This is a genomic window from Agrobacterium sp. rho-8.1 (assembly GCF_033957725.1).
Taxonomy (GTDB): domain Bacteria; phylum Pseudomonadota; class Alphaproteobacteria; order Rhizobiales; family Rhizobiaceae; genus Agrobacterium.
In genome coordinates, this window is sequence record NZ_CP192789.1 from 442,875 (window position 1) to 463,305 (window position 20,431).

Annotated in this window: 16 protein-coding genes and 1 pseudogene; 6 read left to right on the top strand and 11 right to left on the bottom strand. The window is 57.5% G+C overall.

Going from position 1 to position 20,431, the window contains the following annotated elements; translation table 11 throughout:
• Nucleotides 1-2: 2 nt before the first annotated feature.
• Together RMR21_RS16915 and RMR21_RS16920 are read right to left on the bottom strand one after the other, a co-directional pair.
• Complete coding sequence (locus tag RMR21_RS16915; RefSeq protein ID WP_498670629.1) at nucleotides 3-1,130, bottom strand: ABC transporter permease; 1,128 nt, start codon at nucleotides 1,128-1,130, stop codon at nucleotides 3-5.
• 21 nt (nucleotides 1,131-1,151) lie between these two features.
• A complete protein-coding gene (locus RMR21_RS16920; protein ID WP_498670630.1) occupies nucleotides 1,152-2,279 on the bottom strand; it encodes a BMP family ABC transporter substrate-binding protein in 1,128 nt (375 codons plus the stop codon).
• A 315-nt stretch (nucleotides 2,280-2,594) separates the two neighbouring features.
• Between RMR21_RS16920 and RMR21_RS16925 the strand changes: the two genes are divergently transcribed.
• The gene (locus tag RMR21_RS16925) at nucleotides 2,595-3,281 is read left to right on the top strand and encodes a GntR family transcriptional regulator (RefSeq protein ID WP_498670631.1); all 687 of its coding nucleotides are present in this window, start codon (nucleotides 2,595-2,597) and stop codon (nucleotides 3,279-3,281) included.
• Between the two features lie 64 nt (nucleotides 3,282-3,345).
• Here the strand turns inward: RMR21_RS16925 and RMR21_RS16930 are convergent.
• The 4 genes and pseudogenes from RMR21_RS16930 to katG form a co-directional block, all read right to left on the bottom strand.
• Nucleotides 3,346-3,628 (bottom strand): annotated as a pseudogene (locus RMR21_RS16930) (hypothetical protein); the annotation flags it as partial.
• A gap of 94 nt (nucleotides 3,629-3,722) precedes the next feature.
• Nucleotides 3,723-5,645 carry a putative bifunctional diguanylate cyclase/phosphodiesterase gene (locus RMR21_RS16935; RefSeq protein WP_498670632.1) on the bottom strand — a complete coding sequence of 641 codons (1,923 nt, stop codon included), beginning with the start codon at nucleotides 5,643-5,645 and terminating at the stop codon, nucleotides 3,723-3,725.
• 9 nt (nucleotides 5,646-5,654) lie between these two features.
• Nucleotides 5,655-6,161 carry a putative pterin-binding protein gene (locus RMR21_RS16940; RefSeq protein ID WP_498670633.1) on the bottom strand — a complete coding sequence of 169 codons (507 nt, stop codon included), beginning with the start codon at nucleotides 6,159-6,161 and terminating at the stop codon, nucleotides 5,655-5,657.
• Nucleotides 6,162-6,473: 312 nt separating this feature from the next.
• Nucleotides 6,474-8,663, bottom strand: coding sequence for a catalase/peroxidase HPI (gene katG, locus RMR21_RS16945; RefSeq protein ID WP_498670634.1), 2,190 nt, complete (start codon nucleotides 8,661-8,663; stop codon nucleotides 6,474-6,476).
• A gap of 201 nt (nucleotides 8,664-8,864) precedes the next feature.
• On the opposite strand from katG, the gene RMR21_RS16950 reads away from it, so the two are divergent.
• On the top strand, nucleotides 8,865-9,773 hold the full coding sequence (locus RMR21_RS16950; protein ID WP_498670635.1) for a hydrogen peroxide-inducible genes activator: 909 nt from the start codon (nucleotides 8,865-8,867) through the stop codon (nucleotides 9,771-9,773).
• An 11-nt stretch (nucleotides 9,774-9,784) separates the two neighbouring features.
• Here the strand turns inward: RMR21_RS16950 and RMR21_RS16955 are convergent, their stop codons facing one another.
• From RMR21_RS16955 to RMR21_RS16975, 5 genes are all read right to left on the bottom strand, one after another.
• Nucleotides 9,785-10,105 carry a hypothetical protein gene (locus tag RMR21_RS16955; RefSeq protein ID WP_498670636.1) on the bottom strand — a complete coding sequence of 107 codons (321 nt, stop codon included), beginning with the start codon at nucleotides 10,103-10,105 and terminating at the stop codon, nucleotides 9,785-9,787.
• 145 nt (nucleotides 10,106-10,250) lie between these two features.
• Complete coding sequence (mutT, locus tag RMR21_RS16960; protein WP_183894683.1) at nucleotides 10,251-10,664, bottom strand: 8-oxo-dGTP diphosphatase MutT; 414 nt, start codon at nucleotides 10,662-10,664, stop codon at nucleotides 10,251-10,253.
• A complete protein-coding gene (locus tag RMR21_RS16965; RefSeq protein WP_498670637.1) occupies nucleotides 10,664-11,434 on the bottom strand; it encodes a GNAT family N-acetyltransferase in 771 nt (256 codons plus the stop codon). Before RMR21_RS16965 ends, mutT begins: the two co-directional genes overlap by 1 nt.
• A 17-nt stretch (nucleotides 11,435-11,451) precedes the next feature.
• Entirely contained in the window at nucleotides 11,452-12,693 is a 1,242-nt protein-coding gene (gene argJ, locus RMR21_RS16970; protein WP_498670638.1) for a bifunctional glutamate N-acetyltransferase/amino-acid acetyltransferase ArgJ, read from the bottom strand.
• Between the two features lie 77 nt (nucleotides 12,694-12,770).
• A complete protein-coding gene (locus tag RMR21_RS16975; RefSeq protein ID WP_498670639.1) occupies nucleotides 12,771-13,649 on the bottom strand; it encodes a peptidylprolyl isomerase in 879 nt (292 codons plus the stop codon).
• A 241-nt stretch (nucleotides 13,650-13,890) separates the two neighbouring features.
• On the opposite strand from RMR21_RS16975, the gene secA reads away from it, so the two are divergent.
• The 4 genes from secA (at nucleotide 13,891) to RMR21_RS16995 (ending at nucleotide 20,391) form a co-directional block, all read left to right on the top strand.
• Nucleotides 13,891-16,605 (top strand): preprotein translocase subunit SecA, encoded by a 2,715-nt coding sequence (secA, locus tag RMR21_RS16980; protein WP_498670640.1) that lies wholly within the window; start codon nucleotides 13,891-13,893, stop codon nucleotides 16,603-16,605.
• 263 nt (nucleotides 16,606-16,868) lie between these two features.
• The gene (locus RMR21_RS16985) at nucleotides 16,869-17,756 is read left to right on the top strand and encodes a DMT family transporter (protein ID WP_498670641.1); all 888 of its coding nucleotides are present in this window, start codon (nucleotides 16,869-16,871) and stop codon (nucleotides 17,754-17,756) included.
• Between the two features lie 208 nt (nucleotides 17,757-17,964).
• Nucleotides 17,965-19,242: a GNAT family N-acetyltransferase gene (locus RMR21_RS16990; protein ID WP_498670642.1), complete on the top strand. Its 1,278-nt coding sequence runs from the start codon at nucleotides 17,965-17,967 to the stop codon at nucleotides 19,240-19,242.
• A 51-nt stretch (nucleotides 19,243-19,293) separates the two neighbouring features.
• Complete coding sequence (locus RMR21_RS16995; protein ID WP_498670643.1) at nucleotides 19,294-20,391, top strand: pyridoxal-phosphate-dependent aminotransferase family protein; 1,098 nt, start codon at nucleotides 19,294-19,296, stop codon at nucleotides 20,389-20,391.
• The last annotated feature ends 40 nt before the right edge of the window (nucleotides 20,392-20,431 follow it).

Sequence of the window (20,431 nt, forward strand, 5' to 3'; positions counted from 1 at the left end):
CATCAGCTCCTTTTCCAGAGGTCGGGATTGAAGACTTTGAACCGGCCGTAAAACATTTCGCACAACAGGATGACGACGAAGAGTGTCCCCTGCAAAACGAGAACCGTCGCATCGGGCAGCCCCATGCGCCGCTGGATCAAGCCGCCTGACGCATCGATGCCACCCAGCAAAATTGCGACCGGTATGATTGCCAGCGGGTTGTGGCGGGCGAGGAAGGCAACGAGAATGCCAGTATAGCCATAGCCGGCAGCAATCGTGGCATTGGCGCTGCCTTGAACCGCTGCAACCTCGATCATCCCGGCAAGACCCGCAAAGGAACCGGCAATAGCGGTGAAGCCAACGATGAGTTTGCCGACCGGCAGGCCTTGGATTTGCGCGGCCCGCACATTTCCCCCGGCAATGCGGGCTGCGAAACCGACGCTTGTGATTTCAATGAGAACCCAGGAAACGATACAGGCGACGACGCCAATGACGAGCCCCCAGTGAACATCCATGCCCGGAATATGTCCCATCATGTAATCGGCTGGCAGGGGCGCTGTCGAAGGTTTGTTGAGGCTTGCCGGATCGCGCAACGGCCCCTCGACGAACTGGTTCATCAGCGCAATCGCGATATAGGCGAGAAGCAGCGAGGAGATCGTCTCGTTGACACCGCGATAGTGGCGCAGGAAGCCTACAAAACCGATCCACAAGCCGCCCATGGCCATGGCAGCGATTGCCATTGCCGCGAGCGCGACGGCAGGTGGTGCGACCCCTATGAGTGGCAAGGCCGCAGCGGCTGCTGCCACGCCACCCAGAACGACCGCCCCCTCACCCCCGATGATGGTCAGGCCCAACCGGGCGGGCAGCGCCACACAGAGCGCCGTCAAAAGCAGCGGTGCTGCGCGACTGAGGCTGTTTTGAACCGAAAACCAGCTGCCAAAACCGCCGGTATACATCAGTTGAAAGAGCACGAGCGGCGATTTGCCGATCGCGAGAATGAAAAGCGAGAAAAGCGCCAGCCCGGCAACGACCGCACAGACGGTAATCGCCACGGGCTCGGCACTCCGCGCCAACCAGGCGAGAAGCGGCCGCAGCGCGGAGGGATGTTCGGGCGTTGTGGACACAGCCCGATGGTTCGCCTCTAAGGTCATAGTGCTTTCCCCGCTTGCCAATCAGGAGGTGGAGCCGATAACGCCTTCCACCAGATAGGCCATGCTTTCCAGTTCAATCGCGTCCTCGGCAAAGGCCTTTCCAGCACCCACGACCTCGTTGCCCTTGTTGTCCTTCAATGGGCCTTTAAAGACGGAAAACTTGCCGGTTTTGATCTCAGCGAGTGTCGCTTCGAATTGAGTCCTCGCTTTTTCCGAGACGCCGGGCCCCAGCGGGCTCATCTTGACGAAACCGTCCTTGATGCCCCCGCGAACGAAGTTCCCGAGCGGTTGACCGGCCTGCGCCTGCTGAATGAACTTGCTGTAGACGTTGCCCCAGGCCCATTCGGCACCGGTCAAGTATTTTTCCGGGGCCAACGGGCTTTGGTTGGCATGGTAGCCGCAGACGAAGGCGCCACGTCCTGCCGCCGTCTCTACGACGACCTTGGGACTGTCGACATGGCAGGTCACAACATCGGCGCCTTGATCGATCAGAGCATTGGTTGCTTCCGCTTCTTTAATGGCAAGCGACCATTCGCCCGTGAAAATGACCTGGCAGGTGATGGCCGGATCGACGGAACGTGCTCCCAGAAGGAAGGAATTGATATTCTGCACCACCTGCGGGATGGGCTTGGCAGCAACGAAACCGATCTTCTTGCTCTTGGTAGCGTGGCCGGCAGCAATGCCGTTCAAATACTGGCCCTGACTGATATAGCCGAAAAAGGAGCCGGTATTTTTTGGATGTTTGCCCTCCTGCCACAAACCGCCGCAATGGCGAAACTGAACATCAGGGTATTTTGCAGCCATAGCCAACATATGCGGGTCGAAGTAACCAAAGGATGTCGGGAAGAGAAGCGTCGCACCGTCGAGATTGATCATCGACTCCATGGTCTTTTGAACATCGACGGTTTCCGGAACATTTTCCTCTTCGATCAGCGTAACGCCAGGCATTGCCTTTATGACCGCAGCGCCTTCGGCATGGGCCTGATTGTAACCATAGTCGTCCTTCGGACCGACATAGATGAAACCGACCGTCAATGCGGCCTGGGCAAAGGCAGAGGTGCCAAGAAAGCCCGGTGCCAATCCGGCGACAGCGCCGGCAACCGAGGTCTGGAGAAAGTGGCGGCGATTGATGGGCAGGAATTTGGTCATCGAGATGCTCCCTGGGGCTACGGCGAATTATACACGCATAAAAGTGCATGCAATGTGCGTGCCAGAATCCAAACAGCTGAAATTGATGGATAAATTTCTGTAGATTGCGACGAATACAAAAAGTGCATACAGATTAATCATGATCAAAGATGAATAATTAGGCGGCTCACTGGTTCAGCTTGAATCAAAACCCGTACACCTGTCGCAAGGAACTGGCTTGGTTTTTGCGTGCACCCTCGCCGATGCCCCCATCAGATTTGACATCTCAGGTAGCGGGCTTCATGTGTGTGCCCAAAGGGAAGGCAGGCGAATGTCGTGAAACAGATCAGACGCAAAGAGGTCATTCGAACCGGAACCACCGTCGAGCAGATGACGCGCTCGATTGCCGACATGATCGTCACCGGCAAAGTACCGCCCGGAACGAAATTGGACGAAGGGTCATTGGCCGCCCGTTTCGAAGTCTCCAGAACACCGGTACGCGAGGCTTTGAGAGAGCTGGGCGCGATGGGTCTCGTCGAACGCGAACCGAACAGGAGCGCGGTCGTCACCAATGTGACCGGTGTCTATCTACATTCCATGTTCGAGGCGATGGCTGAACTGGAGGCTATCTGCGCTCGGCTGTGTGCGGAACGGATGACAGCCGAAGAACGGCATATTCTGGAAACCGAGCATCACCAGTCGAAGCACATGGTTTCTGCCGAAGCGGATGAAGACTATGCGACATACAACATCGAATTTCACAACCGTCTCTATCGGGGCGCTCACAACGATCATGTTGCGGACATGGTCATGCAGACGCGCGCGCGTCTCGCTCCCTTCCGCCGTGCCCAATTCCGCCTGCCCGGGCGCCTTGCCAAATCCTATGAGGAACATGCGACTATCGTCGCTGCGATCCTGGAAGGCGACAGCGGCAAAGCCGGCCAATCAGCCTATCACCATGTCGAGATCGTCAGCGACGCAAGCTCGGTCTTCATTGCACATCAGGCGCCTCATCCCGCTTAGATGTGGATCCTCAACACGGTGTCCCGGTTTAGAGCGAGGCGACTGATTGTCGTTTTTGATTTTAGAGCGCCGTGAGGGCGATGCGAGAGGCGTCGTCGATGCAAAACATGCACGTATTCCCAGCCGATGCCACGTGAGTCGCTCTGGCCGGTCCTGTCGCCGGTGATACGCGGTCGGCCATCGCAGCACGCCCCCCTGCTTGAAGCACTCAACCCAGCGCGACATGATCTTTGGACTAACGGCATAGACGCGGGCCGCTTGCGCTCTCGTGAGCGCGCCACCGAGAACGGCGACGGCCATTTTCTCCCGACGCAAGGGGGCACTCGGACATTCCTGTGAATGTCCATTCGGATCGCTCCTGAAAAACTGAGCTGTGGTAACTCCAGTCTCCTAAATCCACTCCGAATGGACAACCTTCTGAAAGCTCACATCTAGCGTCAGCTATCTGAAGGGAGCAAGTTTCTCAGCTGGAGCAGGTCTGCCGAGCAGATAGCCCTGCATCTGGTCGCATCCGAGCTTTGTCATGCAGTCGAACTGCTCCTGCGTCTCGATACCCTCGGCAATCGTCTTCATGCGAAGGCTTTTGGCCATGCCGACAATGAATTCGACGATGGCGAGCGCGTCCGGATCGGTGGTGACGTCCCGCAGAAATGACTGATCGATCTTGATCTTGTCGAAAGGGACGCCCTTGAGGTTGCCAAGCGAAGAGTACCCGGTTCCAAAATCGTCCATGGCAAGCTGTATGCCGACGCCCTTCAATTTCCCCAGCGTCTCCATTGTCTGGTCACTCTTGTTCAGCAGAACCGACTCGGTAATTTCGAGTTCAAGCCTGCCGGGATCAAGACCGGTCTTGTCAAGCGCATCGACAATGTTCTGAATAAGGGTGGTGCTACGGAACTGGACCGGGGAGAGGTTGATCGCAACCTTCATGTCGCCCTTCCAGGTCATCGCTTGCTGACATGCGGTATCCATCGCCCATTTGCCCAGGGAGTGGATCAGTCCCGTGCGCTCTGCGACCGGGATGAAGGCGGATGGCGGCACTTTCCCGCGCACCGGGTGCGTCCAGCGCAGCAAAGCTTCGAAGCCGCAGATTTCGCGTGTCCTCGTCAGAATTTGTGGCTGGTAGTAAACTTCCATCTCGTTGTTCTGGATGGCCAATTGCAGGTCGGCCTCAAACGAGCGCCGCTCCATCAACTGCTGTTGCATGTGCGCCTGAAACAGGCATGCACTCCCGGGGCCCTGCGCCTTTGCTTCGTAAAGTGCCAGATCGGCGCGCTTGAACAATTCGTCGGCATGCGTGACATCTTTGGAGACCGCAATACCCACGCAGGTCCCGATCTTGATTTCCATTTCGCCCAGGATATATGGCTCGCTGATGGCATCGATCAGCATTGTCGCAAAGGCCATCGAGTCATCTTCGCTCATCCCGCTGGAGATGACCGCAAACTCATCGCCACCCAGACGGCAGACGACGTCGCCTGCCTTGTTCAGCGAGGAAAGTCGCGACCCGATGGCCTGAAGCAGCGCATCTCCGACATCGTGGCCCAGCGTGTCGTTGATGTCCTTGAAGCCGTCGAGATCGAGTAACAGGACCGTGGCCGCGCTGGACTTCGAAGCGGAAAGTCTCAGATCCAGTTCCTGGCGAAACAAGGCGCGATTGGGAAGTTCGGTCAGGGCGTCGTGATACGCATCATGGGCAAGGCGAACATTGTTTTCCTGTAATTCAAGCGTAGCCGAACGAAGTTCATCCGTGAGTCCACGCATGTCTTTTTGCGCCCGGTCCAGCAGATTGTTGTGACGGTTAAGCAGCAGGATGAGGGCGATGCCGCAGATGATGAGGCCTCCTGCGAGGCCGGTGTAGATCATGTGCAGTTGGCGCACTTCGGCCTGGGCAGAATCGATCAGGTCCACGTCAAATTCCAGAGACGACGATGCAAGCGTCGTCAACGGCCCGTCAAGCGCGCCCATAACCGGCAACAATGCGCGCACATAGTCTGGCTGCATCTGATCGACGTTCTTGTCGAGGTCGACCAGCACGTCGCTCAGCTTTTTGACGAGATCACGCCACTCCCGGCGCGCGGCAATGAATTCGCCAAGCTTGCCATGCTGCAAAAGCTCCACCCTGCCGAGCATGATGTCGAGGCGCAGGTTCAGGTCATCGCGGCTGACACTGTTGGGGTCCAGAACAAATCCATAGAGCGTGTTTTGAAGACGCAGATATTCAGCAACCGTCTGACTGACCGCCCAGGAATCATTATAACGCGAGAATTTTTGAAGAGCGTTTTGCCGCTCGGTGATAACATAGGCAATGTAGCCCGTCGCCAACACGAAGCAGCAGATGATGACCGCCAGTACCTTTCGCAATGTGCACCTTTACTCGACGATCAGCTTTGCCACCTGCCAAGCGGAACGTGCATAATATGTCTGGGTCTGAAGCTCAGGCGTGCTGTCATAGGGATAGATCACGAACAGCGGCCCTTTTTCACGAACCTCCATGTAAGTCCCGTTGCGCTTCATGGCGAGAATGACATTGAACTTCTGAAAGTCCGCCAGCGGAAGCGTGCTCATGTAGTCGTTCAAGGCCACGGCCGTTACCGTAGTACCACCGGCCCCGACATATTCCATCAGTTTTTTAAGTGAAACCCCGTCGAAACGCGTAACCCCGTCATACCATGGCGACTTCGTCTCTACTGTGACAATGCCCAATCCCTCAAGCATGGCGCGATCGAATTTTGCGGCACCGTCCACATTGGTATTGGTGATGTTGCCGGAAATCGTCAGGATGGTCTTGCCGGACGGGGTAGGCAGCGAACCCGCGCTGGCGCCTGAAAGCCATGCGAGTGACAAAAAGGCACTGAGAACGAATTGCGCAGCACGCATTTTAGGTGTCCTTTGAAAGACGACGGCCAACCACTCGCCGATATCACGATCTCTTCAAAAACCTTATATCAGAACTTGATACAATACTCCCGCTGCATTTTTTTAGTCGAGGCGTGGCGGGGCTGGATCCAGAGATAAAAAGCGGCGCCTAATGTTACAGAGATTGGCGCGTAACACCGGTTTATCCAATGTTTTTAAGGATCGTTAGCAAATTCGGTAAAATATTTAGAAATGGTTTCAAATTTTAGAAGGACCATATACCGGGCGTGGCAGAGGCCACGCCCGGTTCTATCAGTGGTTCATATGGGTGTATCAGACCAGATCGAAACGGTCGGCATTCATGACTTTGTTCCAGGCCGAAACGAAGTCGTTGACGAACTTCGTCTTGGCGTCAGAGGATGCGTAGACCTCCGACAGAGCACGAAGCTGGGAGTGCGAACCGAAGATCAGATCGACGCGGGTGCCCGTCCACCGGATCTCATTGGTGGTGCGGTCACGTGCCTCATAGGTACCATCCTTGCCGGAAACAGGCGCCCATTGCAGGTCCATGTCCAGGAGGTTGACGAAGAAGTCGTTCGTCAGCGTTTCAGGACGACGGGTGAAAACGCCATGCTCGGTCTCGCCAACCTTCAGCACACGAAGGCCACCGACCAGAACCGTCATTTCAGGACCGGTCAGCTTCAGAAGCTGGGCGCGGTCCACAAGGGCTTCCTCCGGCTTCATGAACTGGTGGCGTGTCTTGCTGACATAGTTGCGGAAGCCGTCGGCACGAGGCTCAAGCGCCTCGAACGAATGCACATCCGTCTGCTCCTGCGAGGCGTCGGTGCGGCCAGGCGTGAACGGAACGGTGATATCATGTCCCGCGGCCTTCGCCGCCTTTTCGACGCCGGCGGCACCGGCAAGCACGATAAGGTCGGCCAGAGATATCTTTTTGCCACCTGTCTGGGCAGCGTTGAAGTCTGCCTGCACGCCTTCGAGAACGCCGAGAACCTTGGCCAGCTGCGTTGGCTGGTTGGCTTCCCAGTTCTTTTGTGGCTCCAGGCGAATGCGGCCACCATTGGCACCACCTCGCTTGTCGGAGCCACGGAACGAGGATGCTGAGGCCCAGGCTGTCGAAACCAGTTCCTGCACCGTCAGACCCGTGGCAAGAACCTTTGCCTTCAAGCTGGCGATATCGGCATCATCAACGAGCGGATGATCGACAGGTGGAATGACGTCCTGCCAGATCAGGTCTTCGGCCGGTACTTCAGGTCCAAGGTAGCGAACCTTTGGCCCCATATCGCGGTGCGTCAGCTTGAACCATGCGCGCGCAAACGCATCGGCGAACTGATCCGGGTTTTCCAGGAAGCGGCGAGAAATCTTCTCGTAAGCGGGGTCGAAACGCAGCGCCAGATCCGATGTCAGCATGGTTGGAAGATGCTTCTTGGATGAATCGTAGGCATCGGGGATGGATGGGTCGGCATTCTTCGCCACCCATTGCTTGGCACCGGCCGGGCTAGCCGTCAGTTCCCATTCGAAAGCAAAGAGGTTTTCGAAGAAGAAGTTGCTCCACTGTGTCGGTGTCTGCGTCCAGGTGACTTCAGGACCACCGGTAATCGTGTCCTTGCCGATGCCGGTGCCGAACTTGCTGTGCCAGCCAAGACCCTGCGCTTCAAGTTCGCCGCCTTCAGGCTCGGCACCGATCAATGACGGGTCGCCTGCACCATGCGTCTTGCCGAAGGTGTGACCGCCTGCGATCAGAGCGACGGTTTCCTCGTCGTTCATCGCCATGCGGGCAAAGGTCGCGCGGATGTCGCGCGCGGACGCCAGCGGGTCGGGGTTGCCGTTCGGACCTTCCGGGTTGACGTAGATGAGACCCATCTGAACGGCACCCAGCGGTTCGGCCAGTTCACGTTCGCCGCTGTAGCGTTCGTCGCCCAGCCACGTGCCTTCAGGACCCCAGAACAGCTCTTCCGGCTCCCAGACGTCGGCACGACCGCCGGCGAAACCGAACGTCTTGAAACCCATCGATTCCAGCGCGACGTTACCGGTCAGAATCATCAGATCCGCCCAGGAGATGCTGTTGCCGTATTTCTGCTTGATCGGCCACAGAAGACGACGGGCCTTGTCGAGGTTGGCGTTATCAGGCCAGCTGTTGAGCGGTGCGAAACGCTGCTGACCGGCGCCGGCGCCGCCACGGCCATCAGTGATGCGATATGTACCGGCACTGTGCCAGGCCATGCGGATGAAAAGACCGCCATAGTGACCGAAGTCAGCTGGCCACCACTCCTGAGAATCTGTCATCAAAGCGTGAAGGTCGGCCTTCAACGCATCCAGATCGAGCTTCTCGAACGCTTCTGCATAGTCAAAATCGGGTCCGAGCGGGTCGGACAACGACGATCCATGGTGAAGGATCTGAATATTCAACTGGTTCGGCCACCAATCCCGGTTCGTGCGAACGGATTTCGGGGTCTGGCCGTGCGCGACGGGACATTGGCCTGCGCTATCGGTTTTCTGGTCCATTTTAGTCTCCATGTCACTTAATCAGTGGCGATTTCAAAAGAGGATCGTACGGTCAAAAATTGCGTCATGTTGGTCAGCCTCGATCGCAGCCTTATAAAATCGGGCGCGACCAGCGAGATATAATCTCTCCTCAAGACCTTTTAGCGACTAGCTGCCATAAATTTAAGTTGGATTTACTGATCGTTACGATAAGCTGTGGTTATGAAGAACATCACCTTGAAACAGCTTCGTTATTTCGAAGCGCTGGCCCGCCACAAACGCTTCAGGATCGCCGCCGATGCCTGCGCCATTTCGCAGCCCGCCCTATCGATGCAGATCAAGGAGCTGGAACAGGAGCTGGGCAACGATCTGTTTGAACGCAGCGCGCGCGAAATCAAGCTGACGGCGTTCGGCCAAGTCTTTGCCGTTCGCGTTCGCCAGATATTGCAGGGAATGGACGAACTGGGTGAATTGGCGCGAACGTCGAAGAACTCGTTTCTGGTGCGGCTGCGCATCGGCGTCATACCAACGGTCGCCCCCTATCTGTTGCCCACCATCATCAACGATCTGAACAAGGCCTTCGACGGGATAGAAATCCAGATCCGAGAAACCCAGACGGCAAAGCTCATCGAGGAACTCAAACAGGGTTCTCTCGATCTCGCCATCGTCGCCTTGCCGATCTCCGAACCGTCACTGACGGAGTTGAAACTGTTCGACGAGAAATTCGTGCTGGTTCGCCGGCTAGAGGATGAGGGCAGGCCCGTACCGGAGCGCTCGACGCTGCCAAAAATGCGGCTTTTGCTTCTGGAAGAAGGGCACTGCTTCCGCGACCAGGCCCTGTCGTTTTGCCAGGTCGGCTCGGCCCAGCCGCGTGAGGTGATGGAAGGCAGTTCACTATCGACACTGGTCCAGATGGTCAGCGCCGGTATCGGCATCACGTTGATCCCGGAGATGGCGGTCCCCATGGAAACGCGCTCGGCACAGGTATCGGTGTCGCACTTCGAGGCACCCGCACCGGTTCGCTCGATCGGCATGATCTGGCGCAAGGCAACGCCGCTGGCCAAACAGCTTCTTCAAATTTCCGAGGTTATTCGTCAGTCAACAGAGCGCGTCAGGGCCGTATCGGTCTAAAGGAAACGCAATCAGCAATTCGGCTCGTTGGCATAGCCCTCGACGATGCAGACGGAGCCGGGCATTGGCTGCGTGACGCTGCGACGAATGCTGTAGGTCTTGTTGGACGGCTCGTTGCGCTGGACAGAACCCGTGCTGAGCATATCGAAATTGTCAGGCACCTGTGCAAAGCGCGCTGGCGGCATTTTGCCTGCAAGCATGGGGGTAACGATCAAGGACAGGGCAATCGCGATCATGCCAAACAGCAGCGCGACATTCACAACGCCGATCCTGCGCGATTTTTCGGAATAGGTTTTGCGATCCTCTACGGTTTTCCAGAAATCCTCGTTCATGTCAGGCCTCGCTACGCGCCATTTACCAATTGTTCAGCCTGTAACGTTGACAGAGGGTACTGAACGAAAGGTTAATGACGCCCCATTTCGAGACAAACGAAGCTGTGGAAATCCCGTGTTTATCGAATTATTTTAAAAACAGCTTTCAAAGCAAGTCTTGGAGGTACGGGATGAGCGGCTCATCGGCAGGCGGCATGGGATAATCTCGCAATGCCTGCGGCTTGACCCACTTGATGGCCTGCCCCTCCGCTCCGCGCGGAATGCCCTCGTAGCGACGACAGACATACAGCGGCATCAGGAGGTGAAACGTCTCGTAGCTGTGGCTGGCGAATGTCAGAGGCGCGAGACAGGCAACCTTCGTCTTGATGCCCAGCTCTTCCTCGAGCTCGCGCACCAGCGTTTCCTCAGGCGTTTCCCCGCTTTCTACCTTGCCGCCGGGAAACTCCCACAGACCGGCCAGCGATTTGCCTTCGGGCCTTTGCGCCAGCAGGATGCGACCATCCGTATCGACAAGAGCACAGGCTGCGACGAGAAGAATATTTCGCCCGGCGTCAGTCATCAGACAGCGTCCTTGCGCCAGTAACGGTAGGTGTAGGCTGTGGAAAAGCCGAATTTCTCGTACAGCGCGATTGCCTCGACATTGGTCGAAACAACCTGCAACCAGGCGGTCTTTGCACCAGAGATGCGCGCCCAGCGGAGGGCCGATGTGAGGATCTGCGTGGCTACTCCCTGACGCCTGATCGACGCTGCGACCTCAAGCGCCAGAATACCGGCCAGGTCATTGTCCTGAACGCAGATGACGGTCGCCTGCGGCTCGCCTTCCACCTCTTCCTTGGTGAACAGACCAAGGGTGGGCTTGATGGAGCTGACGATCTCGGCGATGGCGGAACGCAGCGACGGATCGTCGCCGCTCACCTTCAGGCTCGCCTCGACGAAGCGGCCGATGTCGTGGCTGGGCAGATGTGCTATCGTTTCGGGCAGTTCGGCGGATGCGATATCCGAGGTCATGACATCGACCTCTTCAAACACCGTCCAGCCATCATCGAACATATGCGCGCGCAGTTGCGGCGGCATCAATGTCGTTTCCCGCACGATCAACGACCGCCCGAAATCTTCGAAACGCTTGCGGGCCTTTTCCAGCCGCTGATCGCAATTGCCGTAATCTGATGGGTCGAGCGGCACGACGCAATTGATCCGCTTGGAGGGGTGCGATCCCGTCAACCGGATCTGCCAGCTACCGTCATAGAGCACCGATGATGCAGGCCATGCCCGAAAGCTAACGGCTTCCAGACGGCGAACAAGAGGAAGATTGGCAGGAACGCTGCGCATATCGGATGTCTCCACCATCAGCTCCGGTAGTCGCCGTTGATTTCGACATACTCCTTGGTCAGATCGCAGGTCCATACCGTGGCGGTACCGCTGCCCAGACCAATATCGACCTTGACCGGAATATCCTGCTGTTTCATCACCGCGCTTGCATCGGCTTCAGAATAGTCAGCATCGCGTTCGCCGTTCACCGCCACACGCACATCGCCAAACCAGATGGCGAGCCGATCACGATCCGCCAGTTCGCCGGATTTACCGACAGCCATCACCACGCGACCCCAATTGGCATCTTCACCGGCAACGGCCGTCTTGACCAACGGAGAGTTGGCGATGGAAAGCGCAATCGTCTTGGCCGCAGCATCGCTCTCGGCACCCGTCACAGTGATTTCCACCATCTTGCGCGCGCCTTCGCCATCGCGAACAACCTGCAGCGCCAGATCCTTCAACAGATCGTTCAACGCCTCACGAAAGGCGCCGAGTTTGGGGTCGTCGGCATGATCGATGCGCGCCTGTCCGTCCTCACGGGCCGCACCCGTGGCAAGCAGCATCAGCGTATCGGATGTGGACGTATCGCTATCGACCGTGACGGAATTGAAGGTCGGACCGACGCCCGCCGCCAGCAGGGCCTGCAAGGCAGGTGCCGCAATATCGGCATCCGTGACCACGAAGGACAGCATCGTCGCCATGTCGGGCGCGATCATGCCCGCACCCTTGGCGATGCCATTGATGGTGACGGTCACACCGTCGATCTGCGCCGTGCGTGTCGATACCTTCGGATAGGTATCGGTGGTCATGATCGCCTTGGCAGCTTCCTGCCAGAAATCGCCTGTCGCATCCGTGTTCATCTGGCCGAGGACGCCTGCGAATTTCGTTGCGTCGAGCGGCTCTCCAATGACGCCGGTGGAGGCGAGAAACACTTCGCTGGTCGAGCATCCCACAGCGTCTGCGGCAGATTTTCCCGTCAACTCGGTCGCAGCCCGGCCTTTGACGCCGGTAAAGGCGTTGGCATTGCCTGAATTCACCACAACGGCGCGGGCAATACCGCCCGGCAGATTGGTGCGGCAGAAATCCACAGGGGCGGATGGGCATTTCGATTTGGTGAAAACACCTGCGACAGAGGCAGGCTTGTCGAACACCATCAGCAAAACATCGGTGCGGTTCTTGTATTTGATGCCTGCGGCAGCCGTTGCCATTCGCACACCGCGAAGCGCGGGCATATCGGGGTAGGATTTCGGGGCGAGTGGAGAAACGGCAGCGGACATTGGCGGGGAACCTGCATTTTTCGAAAAGAAGGACGTGAAACAGGGCGACTCATCGCCGCCCTGTCCAGTACAGAGACTTACGGCTGTGCAGGGGCCGCGGCAGGCGCTTCTGCCTGCTGCTTGCTGGCTTCTTCGTAAGCCTTGCGCATGGCTTCGTCAGGAATGTCGATCTTCTGTTCGGCCTTCGCCTTTTCGATCAGGGCAACATATTTGTCGCGCATGACGAGCTGGCGGACCTGGGCTTCGACCTGCTCATAGGCTGGAGGCGGTGCAACGCGCTTGTCTTCCAGCTTGATCACGTGGAAGCCGAACTGCGACTTCACGGGCACCTTCGTATAAGCGCCCTTTTCAAGCTTGAAGGCTGCCTCTTCGAACTCCGGAACCATGCGGCCCTTGCCGAACCAGCCGAGATCGCCGCCGTCATCCTTGTTGGAATCGGTCGACTTTTCCTTGGCCAGCGCTGCAAAATCCTTGCCGCCGTCCAGCTGCTTGATCACATCCTTGGCTTCCTCTTCGGTCGCGACCAGAATATGGGCAGCTTTGATTTCTTCTTCCTGCGGCAGCGCAGCGACTTCCTTCTCGTAGCGCGCCTTGACCTCTTCATTGGTCACGGCATCAACCACGTGCTTGCGGAAATATGCGTTGTGGAGTTCGCGATCCGTGATGAAAGCGAGGCGCTTCTTGAAGTCTTCGGTCTTTTCGAGACCTTCCGCCGTCGCGTCCTTCACCAGGAGCTTCACGTCGATTGCGCCGGACAGCGCCGCAACCTTCTTCTGTTCGTCAGGAAGCTGGGCAAGCTGCGGATCGAGGTTGCTCATGGCAAGATCGAGTTCCGACTGGCGGATTTCGAGATCGCCGACCTTTGCGACAACGGCATCTTCCTGCGCGAAAGCAGGAAATTGAAGACCAAGCGTTGCCACGATGACAGCAGCCGCAATTCTATTATAGCGCAACATATTAAACCTTTCGGAGACAATGCCGGCTCCAGACGTGGTTTTCCGGCTGAAAAAACTTCCAAACACCGGAATGTGGCCATTCTGTAACGGGCAGAACCGTTGACATCATTTGCCCCCCCTCTTATCTGTCGCTCAACCTCGCGTCCAGATACGTTTAAGGGTCAAGTCTGTCATTTGTACGTAAATGCGATGCCAGACCGCAACGCCTTGGCAAAACGGAATTTCAGAAAGGGCCACTAAGATGGTCAGTCTCGGCGGAATAGCCCGCAAGTTGTTCGGTTCGGCAAATGAGCGCCGTGTCCGCTCCTATCGTAGCAATATCACGGCAATCGGTGCACTCGAGGAAGAGATGAAGGCGCTCTCCAACGAGGCGCTGAAGGCAAAGACCGTCGAATTCCGACAGCAACTGGCCGATGGCAAGACGATCGACGACATTCTCGTCCCGGCCTTTGCCGTTGCACGCGAAGCGTCGCGCCGCGTTCTCGGCATGCGCCCCTTCGACGTTCAGCTCACGGGCGGCATGATTCTTCACTCCGGCGACATCGCCGAAATGAAGACAGGTGAAGGCAAGACGCTTGTCGCGACCCTGGCAGTCTACCTCAACGCGCTTGAGAGCAAGGGCGTTCACGTCGTGACCGTCAACGATTATCTGGCACAGCGCGACGCCGCCACCATGGCGCGCCTCTACAGCTTCCTCGGCCTGACGACGGGCGTCATCGTCCACGGTCTTGATGACGACCAGCGCCGCGAAGCCTATGCCTGCGACATCACCTACGCGACGAACAACGAACTCGGCTTCGATTATCTGCGCGACAACATGAAATACGAAAAGTCACAGATGGTGCAGCGTGGTCACCACTACGCCATCGTCGACGAAGTCGATTCGATCCTGGTGGATGAAGCGCGTACGCCGCTCATCATCTCTGGCCCGCTGGACGACCGCTCCGATCTCTACAACACCATCGACGCCTTTATTCCGATGCTGTCGCCGGAAGATTACGAGATCGACGAGAAGCAGCGTTCGGCCAATTTCTCGGAAGACGGCACCGAAAAGCTCGAAAACCTGTTACGCGATGCAGGCCTGCTCAAGGGCGAATCACTCTACGACATCGAAAACGTCGCCATCGTTCACCACGTGAACAACGCGTTAAAGGCCCACAAGCTGTTTCAGCGCGACAAGGACTACATCGTTCGCAACGATGAAATCGTCATCATCGATGAGTTCACCGGTCGCATGATGCCGGGTCGTCGTTATTCGGAAGGTCAGCACCAGGCGCTCGAAGCCAAGGAAAAGGTGCAGATCCAGCCGGAAAACCAGACGCTGTCGTCCGTCACCTTCCAGAATTATTTCCGCATGTACAAGAAGCTCTCCGGCATGACCGGTACGGCATCGACGGAAGCGGAAGAATTCAACAACATCTACACCCTCGACGTGATCGAGGTTCCGACCAACCTGCCGATCCAGCGTATCGACGAAGACGACGAGGTCTACCGGACCGGCGAAGAGAAGTTCAAGGCGATCATCGAACAGATCAAGGTCGCCCATGAGCGCGACCAGCCTGTCCTCGTCGGTACGACGTCGATTGAAAAGTCCGAACTTCTGGCCACCATGCTGCGTCAGTCCGGGTTTGAGAATTTCCAGGTTCTGAATGCCCGCTATCACGAGCAGGAGGCCTATATCGTCTCGCAGGCTGGTGTTCCCGGTGCGGTCACCATCGCCACCAACATGGCCGGTCGTGGTACCGACATTCAGCTCGGCGGCAACGTCGATATGCGCCTCGAGCGCGAGCTTGAAGGTGTCGAGCCCGGCGACGAACGGGACGCCATGGAACGAAAGATCCGCGAAGAGATCAAGGTCCTCAAAGACAAGGCGCTGGCCGCCGGCGGTCTTTTCGTCATCGCCACCGAACGTCACGAAAGCCGTCGTATCGACAACCAGTTGCGTGGCCGTTCCGGTCGTCAGGGTGATCCCGGTCGCTCGAAATTCTATCTGTCGCTTCAGGACGACCTGATGCGCATCTTCGGCTCCGACCGTATGGATTCGATGTTGCAGAAGCTTGGTCTCAAAGATGGCGAGGCCATCGTCCATCCCTGGATCAACAAGGCACTGGAGCGCGCCCAGAAGAAGGTCGAAGCCCGCAACTTCGAAACGCGCAAAAACCTTTTGAAATACGACGACGTTCTCAACGATCAGCGAAAGGTCATCTTCGATCAGCGTCTGGAGCTGATGGAAGCCGATAATATCGGTGAAACCGCTGCCGATATGCGCAACGAAGTCATCGAAGCGCTCGTGACCAAGCACGTGCCGGAAAACGCCTATGCGGAGCAGTGGGACATTGCTGGCCTGAAAGCCGGGCTCGAGCGCTTCCTCAACCTTGACCTGCCCGTCGACGAGTGGGCCAAGGAAGAAGGCATCGCCGAAGACGATATTCTGCAACGCATCACTGAAGCCGCAGACAAGACCATGACGGACAAGGCCGAGCGTTTTGGCCCCGAGGTCATGATCTATGTCGAGCGTTCGGTCATCCTTCAGACCATCGACCATCTGTGGCGCGAACACATCGTCAACCTTGATCACCTGCGCTCCGTCGTTGGTTTCCGCGGTTATGCTCAGCGCGACCCGTTGCAGGAATACAAGGCCGAAGCGTTCGAGCTTTTCCAGGCGCTGTTGTCCAACCTGCGCGAAGAAGTGACCGCCCAGTTGATGCGCGTTGAGCTGGTGCGCGATCCTCCGCAGCCTGAATTGCCCGAGATGACAGCCCATCATCTCGATCCGGTGACCGGTGAAGACGAGTTTGCCATGCAGGACGCGGCCTCATCCGCAGCCTTCGTTCCGCCAGAGCAACGCGACCCTAACAATCCCGCCACATGGGGCAAGATTGGCCGCAATGAAGCCTGCCCTTGCGGTTCCGGCAAAAAATACAAGCACTGCCACGGCGTTTTCGATCAAGCTTGATTGAACCTCGCGCCGTGAAGCAATGGGACCCGCAAACAGTGTTTGCGGGTCTTTTCTTTGGGCCGATCGTTGATCGCTGCGCTTGCCCAAAAATGGTCGCCTCATCGGTCGATCCAGTCTCTTACCAAGACGCGGTTTTGCGTCTAAAGAAGCGCGACCTGCTCGCAGCCGGTCGCCTGGGCGAACACACCACCATGAAATCCATTGACGCGTCGTCGGCGCTTTCGTAACGCTCGGCAAAGTTTCCATTCTGGATCGACCCCATGAAACCCGCAGAACTCGCCGCCTATACGTTTCTTGCCGTCGCATGGGGATTGTCGTTCATGCTGGTGTTGCATGTCGTGGCCGCTTTCGGGTGGATCGGCGCTGTGACGTTGCGGTGTTTCATTGCCAGCTTCACCCTGCTCATCATCGCGCGTGCGACCAAGCGAAAGCTGAATTTCAGCGCCGGATGGGGTGCATTTGCCGTTGTGGGTGCAACGACGGTTGCAGGCCAGCTCATTGGCCTCTCCTACGCCACGCCGATCATCGGCACCGCCATGGCCGCCATTCTGGTGGCGAGCATTCCCCTGTTTTCGATGCTGATCGGCCAACTCTGGGGATTGGAGAAAATCTCCTTGCAGAGCCTCGTCGGTATGGTGCTGGGCTTTGGCGGCATTGTCATTCTCGTGGGCTTCCCGGCCGTTCCGGCTACCCCGGCCTTCATCATCGGATGCGCCATCTGCCTGATCGGCTGCATCTGCGCGGCCTTCGGCAGCAATTATGCAAGCCGCCACCTGAGAGGGTCTGGGGCCTGGGAAATCACGATCGGCGCGTTTCTGGCCGGTGGCATCATGACGCTGCCTTTGCTGTTCGTCGTCCCCGTCCCTTCGACACCCCGGCTGATTGATTTCGTCTCCCTGTTCGGGCTCGCCATCATCATGAGCGCGCTGACATACGTCACGTATTTCAGGCTTGTCTCGCTCATCGGCGCAACCAAAACCATCAGCGTGGAGTTTGTGGTAACCGTAATCGCCGTGATTGTGGGTGCTGTGGTACTTGACGAGCCACTGTCGCAGCTTCAGTTCATCGGCGCTGCAATCATTATTCTGGGTTGCGCCCTCGTTCTGGGTCTTTACCCGAAGCGCAGAATAACCCCTGTTCTTCCATAGACATGGCGCGGTTGTGTGTTTTGAAATAGGTTCGCATCGTATTTGGTTAAATCTGTTCACGTTTCGATGTATGATTGAAATCCTATGAGCAAAAGCTGATAGATATGATACGATCGGGCTCTCGCCAAAAAAGTCCATCCTGACGGATGGGTCATGTGAGGCAGAGACGTGTCACGAACAGGCGTAGGAAAGACGGTTCAAGACGAGAATGGCAAGCGATCCGAACGATCCAGATATGCGAGATGACCGTTTCGCAAGATTGATAGCAAAAACAATGCCTGACCGTCCCGCCGCCGATAGCAGTGTTCGCGTGGGCCGTTCCGGGCGCGAATTCTGTATATACCCAGCCCAGCTTGGATATGATCTCCAAGAGGAATTGGACTTTCTGTCGAACCGGGTCGTCGAGCCCAATATTTTCTTCACCGGAAAGCTGCTCGCACCGGCCATGCCCCGTGTCGATAACCGCGCCGTGCGGTTTGCGCTGATGCGCGATGAAAACGGTATTCGCTCACGCATGCGTTTTCTCATGCCATTCACGGTCGAAAAGCCGGGCTTTTCGGTCGGGCCGTCTATTTTGCGCGCATGGTCAAATCCATTTGGACCGCTTGGCACGCCTCTGGTTGATTCTGAGGGAGCCGCAGAAACCATCGATAATCTGCTGGATGCGCTGTCGCAGCCGGAATTGCGCCTGCCGGATGTCCTGGTGCTTCCAACCTTGCGGCTGGATGGCGCGTTTACGCGGATGATCAAGGCCATCGCGCTCAGCCGAAATCTGCCCCTGGCAACCGCCGAGCCTCACCGGCGCATGATGCTGGAAAGCCAGACTGACGCCAGTCTGTACCTGCAAAATGTTCTGTCGGCCGGACAGTTGCAAGAGCTCCAAAGCCATTGGCAGCATCTTGAAAGCATGGGCACCCTGACCCACGACATCGCCAGACAGCCTCAGGATATCAGACTACGCACGGAAGAGTTTCTCGCTCTGGAGGCGAGCGGCTCCAAAGGCCGCAAACGCTCGGCCCTTGTCAGTGATCGATACCGCGCAGCCTTTGCGCGTGAGGCCATCACCAATCTGGCAGAAGTCGATTCGGTGCGTATCCATACCGTCAACCTCAATGGCCAGGCCATCGCTTCCGCTGTCGTCTTCATGACCATGGGCGAAGCCTATGTCTGGAAGCTGGCCGTCGATGAAAGCTACTCGCGCCAGTCCATCGAGCGGCTGCTCATGCAGAAGCTGACGGAATGGCATCTGGACGACGCCAACATCTTGCGCACCGACATCTGCGGAGCTGACGAAGGAAGTACGTTCAAAGGTTTCTGGGGCGAATCCGCTGACATGGGCACCCTCGTCATCGGTCTGGCGCAAAACAGCGACCGCGACGTGCGGCAGGTGGCAGCGCAGGTGCATATGTATCGCAACACCCGAAATCTCGCCAAAGTTCTACGCGAACGCATCATGTCGATTGGTCGCAAAAGCAACAGGGACTGATCGGCACGATCTTCGCAACGCTACACCTATGCATTGACAGAGAACTCGACCATGCCCCATCGTGACTGGAGCCACCTTCTCGATATCCCCTCCTTTCCGCCGGACCGTTACGCGCAGCTGGCGGACAGACTGGGCGCGCTCATGGGCACGAAAAACGATGTGCTGCTGATCCAGGCGGAAGCCGTTCTGGCTCTGGAAGCGGTCGCTGCCAGCCTCGCGCGCTCCGGCCTCAGAGCCCTCAATCTTGTGACCAGCCCTTACGGAACATGGTTTGGGACGTGGCTTGAACGCGGCGGCGCCGATGTCGTCAACCTCATCGCGGAACCGGCGCTGCCCATCACGCTCACCGCGGTCACTCGCGCCATCGATGACAATCCCGATATTGCGATGCTCTCGCTCGTCCACGCGGAATCGGCCAGCGGTATTCTCAACCCGCTGGAAGAGATCATCGCCTATGCCCGAGAGCGCGGCATCCTCACCATCGTCGATGCCGTTGCATCCATTGGTGGCCACGCATTGGATGTGGACAGTCTCGGCATTGATATCACCGTCATCGGTCCACAAAAGGCCTTGGCGGGAACAGCGGGCCTGTCGGCTATTTCTGTCAGCCAAGGTGCCTGGGATCATTTTTGTCATGCCGAGGCCCCACGCCTGTCCATGCTGTCATTGCTCGACCAGAAAGAACAGTGGATAGACACCGGACGTCACGTCTTGCCCGGAACACCTGTAGCGCTTGAGTTCTTCGCCTTGCAAGCAGCCCTCGACCGGGTAGAAGCCGAGGGCATGGAGCCGTTGCGGCGGCGTCACGAACGGGCCAGAGATGCCACTCGGGCCGGACTTCGGGTGCTTGGCGCGAAACTTTGGGTGCAGCAGCAATCCGCATCGGCGCTTGTCACCACCGTTCTGCTTCCCCCTGATGTGGCCCGCGATGCCTTCATTTCGCGCCGCAACATAGCCGGTGCGGATATGACCGCTGGCGTCGGTCCCGGCGCGGAGCGCCTCGTGCGCCTCAATCACACCGGACGGCGCGCCACCGAAGAGGCGATTCTGGCAAATCTCACGGCGTTTTCACAGGCGCTGGAGGCCCACGGACATGTCAATGATCTCGATAACGCATTGAAGGCCGCAACCGATATTTACCGCCGCTGAACTCGGCATTTTATCGGCGAGGAATAAAGCCGCGCATATG